Annotated in this window: 12 protein-coding genes and 2 pseudogenes; 4 read left to right on the top strand and 10 right to left on the bottom strand. The window is 73.5% G+C overall.

Features of this window, described 5'->3' with window-relative positions; all coding sequences use genetic code 11:
• Window positions 1-28 precede the first annotated feature (28 nt).
• Complete coding sequence (locus VGI02_RS15615) at window positions 29-724, top strand: response regulator (protein WP_414638285.1); 696 nt, start codon at window positions 29-31, stop codon at window positions 722-724.
• 80 nt (window positions 725-804) lie between these two features.
• Window positions 805-1995 (top strand): annotated as a pseudogene (locus VGI02_RS15610) (HRDC domain-containing protein); the annotation flags it as partial.
• Between the two features lie 170 nt (window positions 1996-2165).
• On the opposite strand, the gene VGI02_RS15605 reads toward VGI02_RS15610, so the two are convergent.
• The 3 genes from VGI02_RS15605 to VGI02_RS15595 all read right to left on the bottom strand — a co-directional run bounded on the left by VGI02_RS15605 (window position 2166) and on the right by VGI02_RS15595 (window position 4210).
• A complete protein-coding gene (locus tag VGI02_RS15605; RefSeq protein WP_331628377.1) occupies window positions 2166-3416 on the bottom strand; it encodes a sensor histidine kinase in 1251 nt (416 codons plus the stop codon).
• An 86-nt stretch (window positions 3417-3502) separates the two neighbouring features.
• Window positions 3503-3790 carry a hypothetical protein gene (locus tag VGI02_RS15600; protein ID WP_331628371.1) on the bottom strand — a complete coding sequence of 96 codons (288 nt, stop codon included), beginning with the start codon at window positions 3788-3790 and terminating at the stop codon, window positions 3503-3505.
• A 102-nt stretch (window positions 3791-3892) separates the two neighbouring features.
• Complete coding sequence (locus tag VGI02_RS15595) at window positions 3893-4210, bottom strand: hypothetical protein (protein WP_331628369.1); 318 nt, start codon at window positions 4208-4210, stop codon at window positions 3893-3895.
• Window positions 4211-4366: 156 nt separating this feature from the next.
• On the opposite strand from VGI02_RS15595, the gene VGI02_RS15590 reads away from it, so the two are divergent.
• Window positions 4367-5284: a beta-keto acid cleavage family enzyme gene (locus VGI02_RS15590; RefSeq protein WP_331628367.1), complete on the top strand. Its 918-nt coding sequence runs from the start codon at window positions 4367-4369 to the stop codon at window positions 5282-5284.
• Between the two features lie 3 nt (window positions 5285-5287).
• Here the strand turns inward: VGI02_RS15590 and VGI02_RS15585 are convergent, their stop codons facing one another.
• The 6 genes and pseudogenes from VGI02_RS15585 to VGI02_RS15560 form a co-directional block, all read right to left on the bottom strand.
• Window positions 5288-5959 carry a response regulator transcription factor gene (locus VGI02_RS15585; protein WP_331628365.1) on the bottom strand — a complete coding sequence of 224 codons (672 nt, stop codon included), beginning with the start codon at window positions 5957-5959 and terminating at the stop codon, window positions 5288-5290.
• 209 nt (window positions 5960-6168) lie between these two features.
• Complete coding sequence (locus tag VGI02_RS15580; protein ID WP_331628363.1) at window positions 6169-7389, bottom strand: acyl-CoA dehydrogenase family protein; 1221 nt, start codon at window positions 7387-7389, stop codon at window positions 6169-6171.
• Complete coding sequence (locus tag VGI02_RS15575; RefSeq protein WP_331628361.1) at window positions 7386-9026, bottom strand: AMP-binding protein; 1641 nt, start codon at window positions 9024-9026, stop codon at window positions 7386-7388. Before VGI02_RS15575 ends, VGI02_RS15580 begins: the two co-directional genes overlap by 4 nt.
• Before the next feature lie 44 nt (window positions 9027-9070).
• Entirely contained in the window at window positions 9071-9817 is a 747-nt protein-coding gene (locus VGI02_RS15570; protein WP_331628359.1) for an SDR family NAD(P)-dependent oxidoreductase, read from the bottom strand.
• A gap of 50 nt (window positions 9818-9867) precedes the next feature.
• Window positions 9868-11016 (bottom strand): acyl-CoA dehydrogenase family protein, encoded by a 1149-nt coding sequence (locus VGI02_RS15565; RefSeq protein WP_331628357.1) that lies wholly within the window; start codon window positions 11014-11016, stop codon window positions 9868-9870.
• Between the two features lie 5 nt (window positions 11017-11021).
• Window positions 11022-11729, bottom strand: a pseudogene (locus VGI02_RS15560) (enoyl-CoA hydratase-related protein); the annotation flags it as partial.
• Between the two features lie 239 nt (window positions 11730-11968).
• Here VGI02_RS15560 and VGI02_RS15555 point away from each other — a divergent pair.
• Window positions 11969-12625 carry a TetR/AcrR family transcriptional regulator gene (locus VGI02_RS15555; protein WP_331628355.1) on the top strand — a complete coding sequence of 219 codons (657 nt, stop codon included), beginning with the start codon at window positions 11969-11971 and terminating at the stop codon, window positions 12623-12625.
• 9 nt (window positions 12626-12634) lie between these two features.
• On the opposite strand, the gene dxs is transcribed toward VGI02_RS15555, so the two are convergent.
• Entirely contained in the window at window positions 12635-14659 is a 2025-nt protein-coding gene (dxs, locus tag VGI02_RS15550) for a 1-deoxy-D-xylulose-5-phosphate synthase (protein ID WP_331628353.1), read from the bottom strand.
• Between the last annotated feature and the right edge of the window lie 9 nt (window positions 14660-14668).

Genomic DNA, 14668 nt, shown 5'->3' with positions numbered 1-14668 from the left:
AGTTGACGTGGCTACCGTGGGCCCAGGGATGGCTCTACGAGGCGTCGCGAGCGGGCTGTTGCCACCGGCGATGGTTCCGCATCCGCGGGAAGAGATGTTCTCCGTGCTGGTGGTCGACGACCACCCGCTGCTGCGCGAGGCAATCGCGCAGCGACTTTCCTCGATGGGCGCGGGCACCGTCCACGAGGCCGCCTCGATCTCCGAGGCACGGACACGGGCTCTGGCCTCTGGACCGTGCGACCTCGCGATCCTCGATCTCGGTCTGCCGGACGGCAGCGGGCTCGATCTGATCGCGGAGCTGCGCGCTCAGGGGTGGAACCGGATCGTGGTCCTGGCGGCGTCCGACGATCCGTCGGCCGTTCGTGCGGCGTTCCAGGCAGGCGCCCAGGCGTACCTGCTGAAGTCCGCCTCACCGGGCATCGTCACCGACGGCGTGCGTCGCGTACTCGAGGGCGGCCTCTACGCCGACCCCTCGGTCGCTCCGCTCCTCGCGGCGGGGACCCGGGTACCGGCGACCGACAACACCCCACGGGAGCTGTCCGCCCGTGAGGTCGAAGTGCTCCAGCTGGTGGCCGACGGCCGCTCCAACAAGGAGATCGGTGAAGCGTTGAGCCTCTCGGCCCTCACGGTCAAGAGCCACCTCTCCCGCATCGGTCGCAAACTCGGCACGGGTGACCGGGCCCAGATGGTCGCGCTGGCCATGCGAGCCGGCGTCATCCGCTGAGCGCGCACCCCGACCCCGGCACCGCCGGGACGGCCGGAGGCCGGGAGGTCGGTGACACGGAGTCCGATACGGACGACGCCATCGACCTCCTGGCTCCGGCCGAGGGCGTACCCGACCTGGTGACCGATCGCGCGGCCCTGACCTCGCTCGCCGAGGCCATGGCCGCGGGCACCGGGCCCGTCGCCCTGGACGCCGAGCGGGCGTCGGGGTTCCGCTACTCCGCCCGGGCCTACCTGGTGCAGTTGCGCCGGGAAGGTGCCGGCTCGGCCCTCGTCGACCCCATCGCCCTCGACGGCGACCTCGGCGTGCTCGGGGAGGCGCTGCGCGGCGTCGAGTGGGTGCTGCACGCCGCCTCCCAGGACCTGCCCTGCCTCGCCGAGGTGGGGATGCATCCGGACTCGCTGTTCGACACCGAGCTCGCGGGGCGACTCGCGGGCTACCCGCGCGTGGGTCTCGGCCCGCTCGCGGAACGACTGGTCGGCGTCCGGCTGCGCAAGGGCTACGGCGCGGCCGACTGGTCCTCGCGCCCGTTCCCCGCCGACTGGCTCGTCTACGCCGCCCTCGACGTCGAGCTCCTCGTGCAGATGCGCGAGCTGCTGGCCACCGATCTCGCCGAGCAGGGCAAGATTCGATGGGCGGCCGAGGAGTTCGAGGCCGTCCGCACGGCAGGCCCGCCCCCGAAGCGCGCGGAGCCGTGGCGGCGCACGTCGGGCCTGCACAAGGTCCGCAAGCCCCGCCAGCTCGCCGTCGTGCGCTCGCTGTGGGAGTCCCGCGACCAGCTCGCCGCCTCCCGGGACGTCGCCCCGGGCCGGTTGCTGCCCGACGCGGCGATGGTTGACGCCGCGTTGCGCGAGCCCGCTGATAAGGATGCCCTGGCAAACCTCCCGGTGTTCCGCGGGCGCGCCCAGCGCCGGCTCGCCGACCGCTGGTGGCGCGCGATCCACACGGGCGCGACGCTGCCCGCCGCCGAGCTCCCCGAGTCCTCCCCCGCGGGCGAGGGACCGCCGCCGGTCAACCGCTGGTCCGACAAGGACCCGGACGCCGCCGCGCGCCTCACGGCCGCGCGCGCCCACCTGGCCCAGCTCTCCGAGCAGTGGGACACCCCGGTCGAGAACCTCCTCCAGCCCGACCTGGTCCGGCGCCTCTGCTGGAGCCCGCCCGCCCAGATCGACGCGGACACCGTCGACGCCGTGCTCGCCGCCGGTGGCGCGCGCCCCTGGCAGCGTGGCCTCGCGGTCCCGGGGCTGATCGAGGCACTGCACACCGCGGCGCCCCCGTCCCCCCAGGACTCCGACGACGCCGGGGGCACCGACCCGGACGACGCGTCCGGGACCCGCACCAGGCCGTCGCGTCGCCGCCGCCGGAGCGAGGGCCCCGACCCGACCGAGCGCGGGGCGTCGGATCGGCCCCCCGGGCCCCGCGCCGCGGGACCCCCGACCGGTCAGGTCGGGACCGTCACCCCGGTGTTCAGCGACCCCGAGACCTGATCCTCCGGCGCGGCGGGCAGCAGCACCCGCACCGAGAGGCCCCCGCCGGGGACCGGCTCGGCGGCGACCGTGCCGCCGTGGGAGCGCACGACCGCCCGCACGATCGACAGTCCGAGCCCGGATCCGGTGCCGACGCGGTCGGCCCCGCGACGGAACGGCTCGAACAGGTCGGGGACCCGCTCGGGGTCGAGCTCCGGTCCCGACGACCCGACGACGAGCTCGACCCTCGGGTGCTCCCGGTCGGCGTGCTCCGGTGCTCCCTCGAGGACCCGCCGCGTGGTCACCGAGAGCCAGCCACCCTCGACGTTGTGCCGCACGGCGTTCTCGACGAGGTTGCCGACGACCCGCTCGAGCAGGGCGGCGTCCCCGACGACGAGGGCCGTCTCCCCGGCGGCGCCGTCCGCGCCGTGGCTCACGTCGACGCGCAGGCGCCTGCCCTCCACCTCGGCGCGGACCGCGTCCAGCGCGCCGCGGGCCGCGAGGTCGAGGTCCACCCGCTCGTCGCCCGCCGCGGAGCGGTGGTCGGCGGCCTCGGTCCGCGCGAGCAGCAGCAGGCCCTCGACCAGGCCCTCGGCCCGGCGGGTGGCGTCCCGCAGCACCCCGGCCATGCGACGCAGCTCCGCCACGTCGGCGTCCGGGTCGGCGAGGGTCACGTCGATCTCGGTGCGCAGCACCGCGAGCGGGGTCCGGAGCTCGTGGCTGGCGTTGGCCACGAACCGACGCTGGGCGTCGAAGGCCGCCTGGAGCCGGTCGAGCATCGCGTCGAAGGTGTCGGCCAGCTCGGCCACCTCGTCGCGCGGGCCCTCGAGGTCGATGCGCTCGTCGAGCGACTCCGCCGAGAGGCGGCGGGCGGTCGCGGTGACCTCGTGGACCGGGCGCAGCACGTGCCCCGTCAGGACCCAGGACACCATCGCGGCGGCGGCCACCACCAGCGCGAACGCCACCGAGCCGACCTGGAGGACCTCGGTCCGCGCGCTGTGCCCGAGCGCGGCGGCGATCTCACCGGCCGGCACCGCGACGCCGTCGACGAGCACCGGGGTCTGCGGTGGCAGCGTCGGCAGCGACGCGGCCACCTCGCCGACGAGCATCCAGCCCAGCCACAGCAGGACCGCGCTCACGGCCGCGACGAGGCCCGTCGCGAGCAGGGTGAGCCGCACCCGGAGCCCCGGACCGCGCCGGGCCCGGGTCCCCGCCGTGGCCCGGATCCCCGCCGGGGCCGGGGTCGCCGCCGAGGCGGAGCTCCTGCCCTCCTCGGGCGCGGGGTCGACACGGCGGAACACGGTCACCGAGCCTACGTCCGGCGGTGCCGCCCCCGCGTGAGCCCGGTCGCCGGGACCGCGGCGGCCTCGCGGCGGGCCCACGCGGCGACCCGCCCGGACAGCGGGGAGCCGTCGGTCCAGGCGCAATAGACCGGGTCGCGCTCCAGCTCGGCGAGCGCCGCGGCGGCGAGGGCGTGCGCCGCGCGCCCGGCGGTGGTGTCACCGTCGTCGAGCCACCGGCGTCCGAGCTCGAGCTCGGCGTGCTCGTCGCCGTCGAGAGCCTGGGCGAAGAGCGCCGTGACCTCGTCGCGCCCCGCCATCGTCGTCCCCTCCCCTCGCGTCGCGCCTGCTCCGCACACACCACGGGCCCGGTCCCGCACCGGAGAAGGCGCAGGACCGGGCCCGTGAGCGTGGTGCGCTCGTCAGTTGACCGCGTTGATCGGGTTCGAGCACTTCTTGGCGTTGGCGGCGCCGTTGCCCTCGCCCGCCTTCGAGCCGACCGGCACGCCGGCCGCGTTGTCCTGGACCGGCACCTGGACGCCGAGGACGTTGACGGGGACGTTGTTGTTGCAGGCGTCGCCCGTGGTGTTCGGGGCGAAGTCGCTCGAGTTGACCAGGCCCTTCTGGGCCGTGGCACCGGAGTCGCCGCCGTGGTCGCTGGCGAACGCCATGCCGGTGGTGGAGACGAGACCGGAGCTGATCAGCGCGGCCGCGAGGACGGCCTTCTTCATCATGGCCATGGGAGGTTCCTTCCAAGGGGGAGCGTCGGCGGTCGCCTACCCAGCGCAACCGTCCGAATACATGGCGTTAACGGCTCGGAAGATCCCTGGGTCACGGTTCTCGGACACCGATCCGCCGATCGGGTGACGCCCTCGGGCGTCCGGCATGCTCGTGCGATGGCGGTCGACGCGGACCCGGTCATCCTCGAGGTGGCGCTCAACGGTGCCACTGCGCGCGAGCGGAACCCGCGCGTGCCCCGGACTCCGGCGGAGATCACGCGGGACGCCCTGCGGAGCCTGGACGCCGGCGCCGCGATCGTGCACAACCACCACGACGAGCCGATGTTCACCGCCGACGGGGTGCACGCGGTCGAGCCCTACCTCGCGGCCTGGGAGCCCGTCGTGGCCGCCCGGCCGGACGCGCTGCTCTACCCGACGATGGCCGCGGGGGCCCGCGGGATCCCCGTCGAGCGGCGGTGGGCCCACGTCGAGGAGCTCGCCCGGCGCGGGCTCGGCGGGATGTCGCTCGTCGACCCGGGCTCGGTCAACGTGGGACTCACCAGCGACGGCGTGGTGCCCGAGGCCGCCGCGCCGGGCCCGTACGAGAACAGCTACGCCGACACCGAGTACATGTTCGCCCGGAGCGCGGAGCGGCGGGCGGCGCCCAGTATCTCGATCTTCGAGCCGGGGTTCCTGCGCACCGCGCTGACGCTGCACCGGCACGGACGCGTGCCACCGGGAGCGATCGTGAAGCTCTACTTCGGCGGGTCACTGGAGTTCGGGCTGCCGCCCACCGAGCGGGCGCTCGAGGCGTACCTGGAGCTGCTGGAACCCAGCGGGCTGCCCTGGTCGGTGGCGGTGCTGGGCGGCGACGTCGTCGGGTGCGGGCTGGCTCGTCTCGCCCTCGAGCGGGGCGGGCACGTGCGGGTCGGGCTGGAGGACTTCGCCGACGGCACGCGGACGCCGAGCAACGGTGAGCTGCTCGACGGCGCGCTGGCGCTGCTCTCCGGACTCGGCCGCCGCCCGGCGTCGTGCGGCGAGGCCCGGGAGATGCTCGGGGTGCCCGCCCGGATGTCCTGGAGCTCGATGTCCTGAGAGCTAGACGGCCGCGTGCGTGTCGGTGCGCACCCGGTAGCCGGACCCGACGACCGTGTCGATGATCCCGGGCTCGCCGAGCTTCTTGCGCAGGGTCATGACGGTGACCCGCACGGTCGTCGTGAACGGGTCGGCGTTCTCGTCCCAGACCCGCTCGAGCAGCTCCTCGGAGGAGACCACCGCACCGCCCGCGGCGAGCAGCACCTCCAGGACCCCGAACTCCTTGCGGGTGAGGTCGACGACCCCGCCGTCGCGCACGACGGTGCGCTTGGCCGGGTCGAGCACGACCCCCGCGGCCTCGAGCACCGGCGGCGTCGCGGGCGTGGCCCGACGGCCGAGGGCCCGGATGCGCGCCACGAGCTCGGGGAAGTCGAACGGCTTGGCGAGGTAGTCGTCCGCGCCCAGCGCGAGGCCCGCGACCTTGTCGCGCAGCGCCCCGCTCGCCGTCAGCATGATCACCCGGGTGACGCCGCCCGCCATCTCGGCGCACAGGTCGTCCCCGGAGCGGCCCGGCAGGTCGCGGTCGAGCACCACGACGTCGTACCGGGTCACCGACGCCTTCTCGGAGCCCGTGTCCCCGTCGTAGGCGACGTCGACCGCCATCCCCTCACGACGCAGGCCGCGCGCCAGCGCGTCAGCCAGGGCCTGCTCGTCCTCCACGATCAGAATCCGCACACCCTCACGATGCCACTCCGGGGCTGAGCAGCGGCTGAGAAGTTGCTGGGCGGATCTCCTGGATCTCCCGCGGGGCGGCGACGCGGGGGACGGAATGGGACGCGCGGACGAGTGGGAGGCGCGCACGAGTGGATGGCGCCCCCCGCTCGTCAGATGACAGCAATGGGCCATTGCTGTCCATGGATGGAGGCCCCCTGAGCCGGGGCGGGTCAGCGCCGGGCCGCGGCCGCGAAGGCGGGGATGCCGGTGAGGGCACGGCCCATGATCAGGGTGTGGACCTCGTCGGTGCCCTCGTAGGTGCGGACGCTCTCGAGGTTGTTGGCATGGCGCAGGGGCGAGTACTCGCCGGTGATGCCGTTGCCGCCGAGCACGGTGCGGGCCTGGTGGCAGATCGCGATCGCCTCACGGACGTTGTTCAGCTTCCCGAAGGAGATCTGCTCGGGACGCAGCCGACCGGCGTCCTTGAGCCGCCCGGTCCGCAGCGCCACGAGCTGACCCTTCTGGATCTCCAGGGCCATGTCCACCAGCTTCTGCTGGGTGAGCTGGAAGGCGGCGATCGGCTCGCCGAACTGGCGACGCTCCAGGGCGTAGGTCAGCGCGGTCTCGTAGGCGTCCCGAGCGGCCCCGATCGCGCCCCACATGATGCCGTAGCGGGCCTCGTTCAGGCAGGAGAACGGACCGGCGAGGCCGGCCGCACCGGGCAGGACGGCGTCGGCGGGCACCCGGACGTCGTCGAGGGTGACGTCGCACTGGATGGAGGTGCGGATCGAGAGCTTCGCGGTGATCGGGGTGGCGGTGAAGCCCGCGGTGTCCGTCGGGACGACGAAGCCGCGGACGCCGTCGTCGGTGCGCGCCCAGATCACCGCGACGTCGGCGACCGAGGCGAGCCCGATCCAGCGCTTGGCCCCGGAGAGCACCCACTGCCCGCCGTCGCGGACCGCCCGGGTGGTCATCCCGCCGGGGTCGCTGCCCGCGCCGGGCTCGGTCAGCCCGAAGCAGCCGATCAGCTCGCCCGCGGCCATGCCCGGCAGCCACCGCCGCTTGTGCTCCTCGCTGCCGAACCGGTGGATCGCGCTCATCGCCAGCGAGCCCTGGACGCTGACGAACGTGCGGATGCCCGAGTCCCCCGCCTCCAGTTCGAGAGCGGCCAGGCCGTACTCGACGGCGCTTCGCCCCGCACAGCCGTAGCCGTGCAGGTGCATGCCGAGCAGCCCCTGCGAGCCCATCTCCGGCACGAGATCGCGGGGGAAGTGGGCGCTCTCGAACCAGTCGGCGACGTGGGGCCGGATCCGCTCGTCGACGAAGCCGCGGACCCGCGCGCGCAGCGCGATCTCCTCGGGCGAGAGCAGGCCGTCGAGGTCGAGATAGTCGTGCGCCGGGTCGGCGGGCGCCGGGCCGGCGGCCGGGTGGGTGGCGGTCAGGGTGCTCATACCTGCTCCTCGGAGAGCTGCTCGCGCAGCACGAACTTCTGGATCTTGCCGCTGGGGGTGCGGGGGAGCTCGCCGACGATCTCGACGCGCTCGGGCCAGTACTGCTTGGCGACCCCCTTCTCCCCCAGGAAGGTCTGCAGGTCCGACATGCTCATTCCGGGGGCGCCGGGCGCGAGGACCACCACCGCGCAGGCGCGTTCCTGCAGCCGCGGGTCGGGAAGCCCGACGAGGGCCACGGCGACGACGTCGGGGTGCTCGTAGAGGGTGTCCTCGATGTAGGCGACCGGGAGGTTCTCGCCGCCGCGGATGATCACGTCCCTGGTGCGGCCAGTGATGTTCAGGTAGCCCTCGCCGTCGATCTCGGCGACGTCGCCGGTGTCGAACCACTCGCCGTCGTAGGCGTCCCTGGTCATGTCGAGCCGCTTGCGGTAGCCCACGAACAGGAAGGGGCCGGTCACCTGCAGCCGCCCCTCGGCGCCGGCGGGGAGCGGGACCCCGTCGACGTCGACGACCCGGATGCGCATGCCCGGCCACGGGTAGCCGTCCCGCTCGACGATCTTCTCCTCGGGGTCACCGGGGATCCCGAGGGTGACCAGCGCGTCCTCGCTCTGGCCCCACCCGCCCAGCACCACGAGGTCGGGCAGCTTCGTGCGGGCCTCCCGCACGATCGACCGCGGGATCGGGGCGCCCATGCAGCAGAACCGCACCAGCGAGGACATGTCGTGCCCCGCGAGGTTCGGTGCCGCGAGGGTGTCGTGGAGGAAGGGGGTGGCGGCCGAGGTGTAGGCGATGCCGTGGGTCTCGACCAGCTCGACGAACTCCTCGGGCCGCCAGACGTCCTGGTAGACCGCCGTCGCGCCGCCGACCTGGACCGGGAGCCTCGCCCCGTAGAGGAAGCCCGTGAGGTGGGCGAACGTCGACGCCATGTGGATCACGCTGTCGGCGCCGACACCGAGGCGCGCGGGCAGCGGCGCGTTCGCGGCGACGAGGGTGTTGTGGGTGTGCATGACGCCCTTGGGCTCGCCCGTCGTCCCGGACGTGAAGATGAGCAGGGTGACGTCGTCGGGATCCGGGCGCAGGGCCGCGAGCTCGGCCGGACCGTGGCGGTCCTCCCAGACGGTGGCCATGAAGTCGTCCCACCCGGTCCGGCCGTCGCCGGACGGGCCGTCGACGACGAGCAGGTGCTCCAGCGCCGGCCAGCGGTCCCGGAGCCGAGCGGCCATCCCGGGGTGGTCGAAGCCGCGGAAGGACTGCGGGACGATCAGCACCTTCGACTCGGCCATGCCGACCATGAACCCGACCTCGCGGTCGCGGTAGATGGGGATGAGCGGGTTGTTCACCGCGCCGATCCGGGTGACCGCGAAGTGCACGACGAGGAACTCGATCCAGTTCGGCAGCTGGAAGGACACCACGTCCCCCGGGCCGACCCCGAGCTCGAGGAATCCGGCGGCCGCCCGGCCGGACCGGGCCTTGAGCTCGCCGTAGGTGATCCGGCCCCGGGCGTCGACGGCGGCGGTCCGGTCGGGGTGGGCCGCGGCGACCTCGTCGAGGAAGTCGGTGATGACCTTCCCGGTCCAGTGGCCCTCGGCGGTGAACCGCTCGATCTGTTCCGCGGTGAGGGTGGTCTCGAAGCTCATGGCGACGTCCTTGTCCGCCGACCGGTCCGCGTGGCGGTGCCCGGTCAGCTCATGGTGAGGCCGCCGCTGACGCTGACGGTCTGGCCGGTGATGTAGGAGGCCTCGTCGGAGGCCAGGAACGCGACCGCGTTCGCGAGGTCCGAGGGGGCGGCGAGCCGACGGAAGGGGATCGCCCGGGTCAGCGACTCGCGCAGCTTCGGGTCGTCCCCGCCCATCGAGGCGAACAGTGCGGTGTCGGTGGGGCCCGGGCAGACGCAGTTGGCGTTGACCTGCTTGCGGGCCATCTCGCGGGCGATCGTCTTGGTGAAGGCGATGATCCCGCCCTTGGCCGCGGAATAGACCGCCTCGCCGGAGGAGCCCACGCGGCCCGCGTCGGAGCCGAGGTTGACGACCGAGCCCGCGCCCTGCTCGGCCATGAGCGGGAGGACCGCCCGGCAGGTGTTCAGGACGCCGTAGAGGTTGATCGCGATGACCTTGTCCCAGTCGGCGGGGTCGGAGTCGACGAACGGGCCGGCGACGTCCCACCCCGCGTTGTTGACCAGCACGTCGATCCGCCCGAACCGCGCCCGGACCTGGGCCACCATGCCCTCGACCGACTCGCGGGAGGTGACGTCGGCGTGGAGTCCCGTCGCGGTCCCGCCGAGGGCGTCCGCGGTCTCCTTGGCGGTCGCCTCGTTCACGTCGGTGACCACGACGGTGGCCCCCTCGGACGCGAGCTTCTCGGCGATCCCCCGGCCGATGCCCTGGCCGGCGCCGGTCACGATCGGGATCTTGTCGTCGAGCTTTCCCATGGGGACTCCTGGGTCTGAGGTGGTGGGGTGTGTGAGGTGGGGCGGGCCGGTCAGGGCGCGAGGTCACGGCCCAGCCGCCCGCGGGCGATGACGAGCTTCATGATCTGGGCGGTGCCGTCACCGATCTGCAGGCCGAGCACGTCGCGCATCCGCTGCTCGATCGGCAGCTCGGTCCGGTAGCCGTACTGCCCGTGCAGCAGCAGGCACTGGTTGATGACGTCGTACGCGGTCTTCGGGGCCCACCACTTGGCCATCGCGGCCTGGGAGGTGTGGGGCTGCCCGGCGTCCTTGAGCCACAGTGTCTGGTGGCAGAGCAGCCGGGCGGCGGTCAGGAGGGTGTCGGCCTCGGCGAGCGGGAAGGCCACGCCCTGGTTGGTCGAGAGCGGCCGGTCGAACGAGGTGCGCTCGCTGACGTAGCTCCACGTCTCGTCGACGGTCTGCTGCGCCGCACCCAGGCACTGCAGCCCGATGAGGGCGCGACTGAAGTCGAAGCCCACCATGACCTGGGTGAACCCGCGTCCCTCGTCCCCGAGCAGGTTCCCGACGGGCACCCGGACGTCCTCGAAGTGCGCGGCGCCGCGCCCGACGGCGCGGGTGCCCATGTCCGGGTAGGGCTCGCGGGTCACGCCGGGCCGATCCAGGGGGACCAGCAGCGCGCTGATGCCCTTCCCGCGGGCCTGCGTCCGGGAGGTGCGCGCGAAGACCACGACGGCGGCCGCGTCACCGGCGAACGACAGCGACTTGACGCCGTTGAGCACGTAGTCCCCACCGTCGCGGACCGCGGTCAGCCGGGGCATCCCGGCGTCGGAGCCGGCGTGGGGCTCGGTGAGCCCGATGCCGACGATCTCCTCCCCCGAGCAGATCCGCGGCACCCACTCCCGGGCGAGGGCGGGACCCGCGTTCCCCGCGAGGATCTGTCCCACGAGCGATCCGACGACCTGCAGGTAGGCCACGTTGACGTCGCCGCGCCCGATCTCCTCGACGATCAGGCCCGTGGTGAGTCGCTCCAGCCCCTGCCCGCCGAGCTCGGTGGGGAGCTCGGAAGCGATCAGCCCCCGGCGCCCCAGGTCACGACGCAGATCGGGATCGATGCGCCCGGCGCGCTCGCGGGCCCGGTAGTCGGGCAGCAGCTGCTTCGTCGCCACGGTGCGGGCGAGGTCGCGGTACTCGCGCTGGCGCTCGGTCAGCTCGAAGTCCATCGCGATCAGTGGCCCGCGACGTGGGCGGCGAAGTCGGGGGTGCGCTTCTCGGCGAACGCCTCGGCGCCCTCGAGGCCCTCCGGCGAGGCCGTGAACAGGTCCAGCGCGGACATCGCCATGTTGCTCAGGCCGGCCTGGTGGTCGGTGTCGGCGTTGAACGACTGCTTGAGGAAACGGATCGCCGTCGGGCTCTTCTCCCCGATCTCGGCGGCCCACGCCTTGGCCTCGGTGAGCAGCTCGTCGGCCGGCACGACCGCGTTGACCAGGCCCCACCGCTCGGCGGTCTCGGCGTCGTAGAGCCGGCAGAGGTACCACATCTCGCGCGCCCGCTTCTCCCCCACGACGCGGGCGAGGAAGGCCGAGCCGAAGCCGGCGTCGAAGGAGCCGACCTTCGGTCCGGCCTGGCCGAACCGGGCGTTCTCGGAGGCGATCGACAGGTCGCAGAGCACGTGCAGCACGTGCCCACCGCCCACCGCGACGCCGTTGACCGCGGCGATGACGGGCTTCGGGATGTCACGGATGAGCTTGTGCAGGTTGCCGATCTCGAACATGCCGCTGTCGGTCGGCCCGTAGTCGCCGGTCTCGGCGCGCTGTTTCACGTCGCCCCCGGTGCAGAAGGCCTTCTCGCCTGCGCCGGTGAACACGACGGCCTGGACCGACCGGTCGGCCCACGCGGTGCGGAAGGCGCGGATCAGCTCCTCGACGGTGCGGCCCCGGAAGGCGTTTTAGCGCTCCGGCCGGTCGATGGTGATGACGGCCGTGCTGCCGTCGACCTCGTAGGACACGTCGTCGTAGTCGCTCATGGCGGGAGAACCTCCTGGTCGGTCCGCTGACACTGACGACCGTGACAAAGTTTGACTGCAGAGTCAACATATGACTGCTGATTCGTTATCCGTCCTAAGAGCCGACGACAGCACGAGTGATCTAGCCTGACGCCAGGAGGTGGGGCGGGATGAGCGCACGGGAGACGGCGGCAGCGGATGCCGCCCCGGTGGGGCGGGTCCAGCGCAAGCGGGACCGCCGCATCCAGGAGATCCTCGCGACCGCCGCGGAGCTGTTCGGCGAGCGCGGCTACGACGCGGTGAGCCTCGAGGACGTCGCCGAACGGCTCGACGTCACCAAGGGCTCGCTGTACTACTACTTCCCGAGCAAGGACCAGCTCGGGACCTCAGCCATCGAGACCCTCGGGAACCGGTGGACGGAGCGCCTCGAAGGGCTCCTCGCGACCCTCGACGGCCCGGTCCACGACCGGCTCCGCAGACTGATCGCCGAGCACATCGGCATCGCGGTCCGCGACTACCCCGCCGGGCTGCGGCTGTTCCTCGTCCCGCAGGACTGGCCCGAGCAGCAGCGCGAGGTGATCAAGGCGCTGCGCCAACGGCACGACCGGCTCTTCCGCGACCTCATCGACGAGGGGGTCGGGTCGGGCTCGTTCACCGTCACCAGCGTCGACTCGGCCCTGCGGTGCATGCACGCGTCGATGAGCCAGTCGGCCGTCTGGTTCTCCGGACTGCGCGGTGAGCGCCTGGACGCCGCGATCACCGAGCTCACCGACACCCTCATGATGCTCGTCGGCGCCGTACCCGGCCCCGGGCCGCGGCCCGCCTGACCGCCGGTCTCAGCGGCCGCTGTCGCCCGCGGCGTGCGGGAGCGACGGCATGGTGGCGACCGACTCGCCGGATCGGCCGGACACCCACTCGGTGACCCGGCGGGCCACGTCCTGGTCGGTCAGGCCCGCCGCGGTGAGGATCGCGCCCCGGCTGTCGTGGGCGAGGAACTCCTGGTCGAGGGCGATGCGGCGCACCGGGACGTCGACGTCCGCCTCGACGAGGTGATCGGCCAGCGCGGACCCGAACCCGCCGTGGCGCCCGCCGTCCTCGACGGTCACCACCAGCCGGTGCGCGGCCGCGAGCTCGGTCAGGACCTCGGGAACCGGCTGCAGCCACCGCGGGTCGACCACGGTCACCCCGATCCCCTGCGCGGTGAGACGGTCGGCCGCCTCGACCCCGAGCTGGCCGAACGCGCCGACGGCCACGAGCAGCACGTCGGGAACGGCCGGGGTCTCGGCGTCGTCGAGACGCTCGACGGAGGTGGGTCGCGGGGCCGCGCGGGAGAGCCGGCCCGGTTCGGCGAGCACGTCGACCGCGCCCGGGCCGCCGGTCGCGTCCCGGCCGCCCGCGGCGATCCGGCGCAGCGCGGGCACCTCACCGGGAACGGCGCCCTTGGACCAGCGCAGCGCGGTCGGCCCGTCGGCGACGCCGACCGCCTCGCGCAGCTCGTCGCGCAGGGTCACCGCGTCGCGCGGCGCCGCCACCCGCAGGCCGGGGACGATCCCCATCACCGAGAGGTCCCACATGCCGTTGTGGCTGGCGCCGTCGCTGCCGGTGACGCCGGCACGGTCGAGCACGACCGTGACCGGCTCGCGGTGCAGGGCGACGTCGAGGAGGAGCTGGTCGAAGGCGCGATTGAGGAAGGTGGAGTACACCGCCACGACCGGGTGCAGGCCGCCGTGTGCGAGCCCCGCCGCCGAGGTCATGGCGTGCGCCTCGGCGATCCCGACGTCGAACAGGCGCTCCGGGTAGGCCTCGCCGAACGCGGACAGGCCCGTCGGCCCCGGCATGGCGGCGGTGATCGCGACGACGTCGGAGCGCTCGTGGCCGAGCTCGAGCATGGCCTCGGTGAACACCGCGGTCCATTCGCGCGGCTTCGGGCCGACGGGCAGCCCGGTGTCCGGGTCGAGGACGCCGACCGAGTGCATCTGCTCGGCCTGGTCCTGCTCGGCGGAGGGGAAGCCGCGGCCCTTGTAGGTGACCGCGTGCACGATCACCGGCGCGCCGAAGTCCCGGGCGGCCGACAGCGCCGTCTCCAGCGCCTCGACGTCGTGCCCGTCGACGGGGCCGACGTACTTGATGCCGAGGTCGGAGAAGAGCGCCTGCGGGGTGAACGCGTCCTTGACCCCGGCCTTCGCCGCGTGCATCGCCGAGTAGAGCGGCCCGCCGACGACCGGCAGCTTCTGCAGCGCGCGCTTGCCCTGCTCGAGGACCTCCTCGTAGCGCGGGGCCAGCCGCAGCGTCGAGAGCCGGTCGGAGAGCCCGCCGGTGGTCGGCGCGTAGGAGCGGCCGTTGTCGTTGACCACGATGACCACGGGCCGGTCCGAGCCGGCGATGTTGTTCAGGGCCTCCCAGCACATGCCGCCGGTGAGGGCGCCGTCGCCGACGACCGCCACCACCGAGCGGTCCCGTCCGAGCAGCGCGTCGGCCTTCGCCAGTCCGTCCGCCCAGGACAGCGCCGTCGAGGCGTGGGAGTTCTCGACGTGGTCGTGCTCGCTCTCGGTGCGGCTGGGGTAGCCGGAGAGGCCGCCGCCCTGGCGCAGACCGTCGAACGCGCCGGAGCGGCCCGTGACGATCTTGTGGACGTAGCTCTGGTGGCCGGTGTCGAACACGAGTGCGTCGCGCGGCGAGTCGAAGACCCGGTGCAGCGCGAGCGTCAGCTCGACGACGCCGAGGTTCGGACCGAGGTGTCCCCCGGTGCGGCAGACCTTGTCGACGAGGAAGCCGCGGATCTCCGCGGCCAGCGAGTCGACCTCACCGGCGGCGAGCGCCCTGAGGTCGGCCGGGGTGCGGACGCGCTGCAGCAGGCTCACTGCTTCTCG

The sequence above is a fragment of the Actinomycetospora sp. genome, from assembly GCF_036497245.1.
GTDB lineage: Bacteria > Actinomycetota > Actinomycetes > Mycobacteriales > Pseudonocardiaceae > Actinomycetospora.
Note: the sequence above shows the minus strand (reverse complement) of the source record. Positions and strands in the feature narration are given on the sequence as shown.

What these genes read in the sequence shown, in the direction of transcription:
- VGI02_RS15600 (WP_331628371.1), bottom strand. Translation starts at nt 3,790, where the DNA reads ATGGCGGGGCGCGACGAGGTCACGGCGCTCTTCGCCCAGGCTCTCGAC.
- VGI02_RS15565 (WP_331628357.1), bottom strand. Translation starts at nt 11,016, where the DNA reads ATGGACTTCGAGCTGACCGAGCGCCAGCGCGAGTACCGCGACCTCGCC.
- VGI02_RS15595 (WP_331628369.1), bottom strand. Translation starts at nt 4,210, where the DNA reads ATGGCCATGATGAAGAAGGCCGTCCTCGCGGCCGCGCTGATCAGCTCC.
- VGI02_RS15580 (WP_331628363.1), bottom strand. Translation starts at nt 7,389, where the DNA reads ATGAGCACCCTGACCGCCACCCACCCGGCCGCCGGCCCGGCGCCCGCC.
- VGI02_RS15590 (WP_331628367.1), top strand. Translation starts at nt 4,367, where the DNA reads ATGGCGGTCGACGCGGACCCGGTCATCCTCGAGGTGGCGCTCAACGGT.
- VGI02_RS15570 (WP_331628359.1), bottom strand. Translation starts at nt 9,817, where the DNA reads ATGGGAAAGCTCGACGACAAGATCCCGATCGTGACCGGCGCCGGCCAG.
- VGI02_RS15555 (WP_331628355.1), top strand. Translation starts at nt 11,969, where the DNA reads ATGAGCGCACGGGAGACGGCGGCAGCGGATGCCGCCCCGGTGGGGCGG.
- VGI02_RS15615 (WP_414638285.1), top strand. Translation starts at nt 29, where the DNA reads ATGGCTCTACGAGGCGTCGCGAGCGGGCTGTTGCCACCGGCGATGGTT.
- VGI02_RS15575 (WP_331628361.1), bottom strand. Translation starts at nt 9,026, where the DNA reads ATGAGCTTCGAGACCACCCTCACCGCGGAACAGATCGAGCGGTTCACC.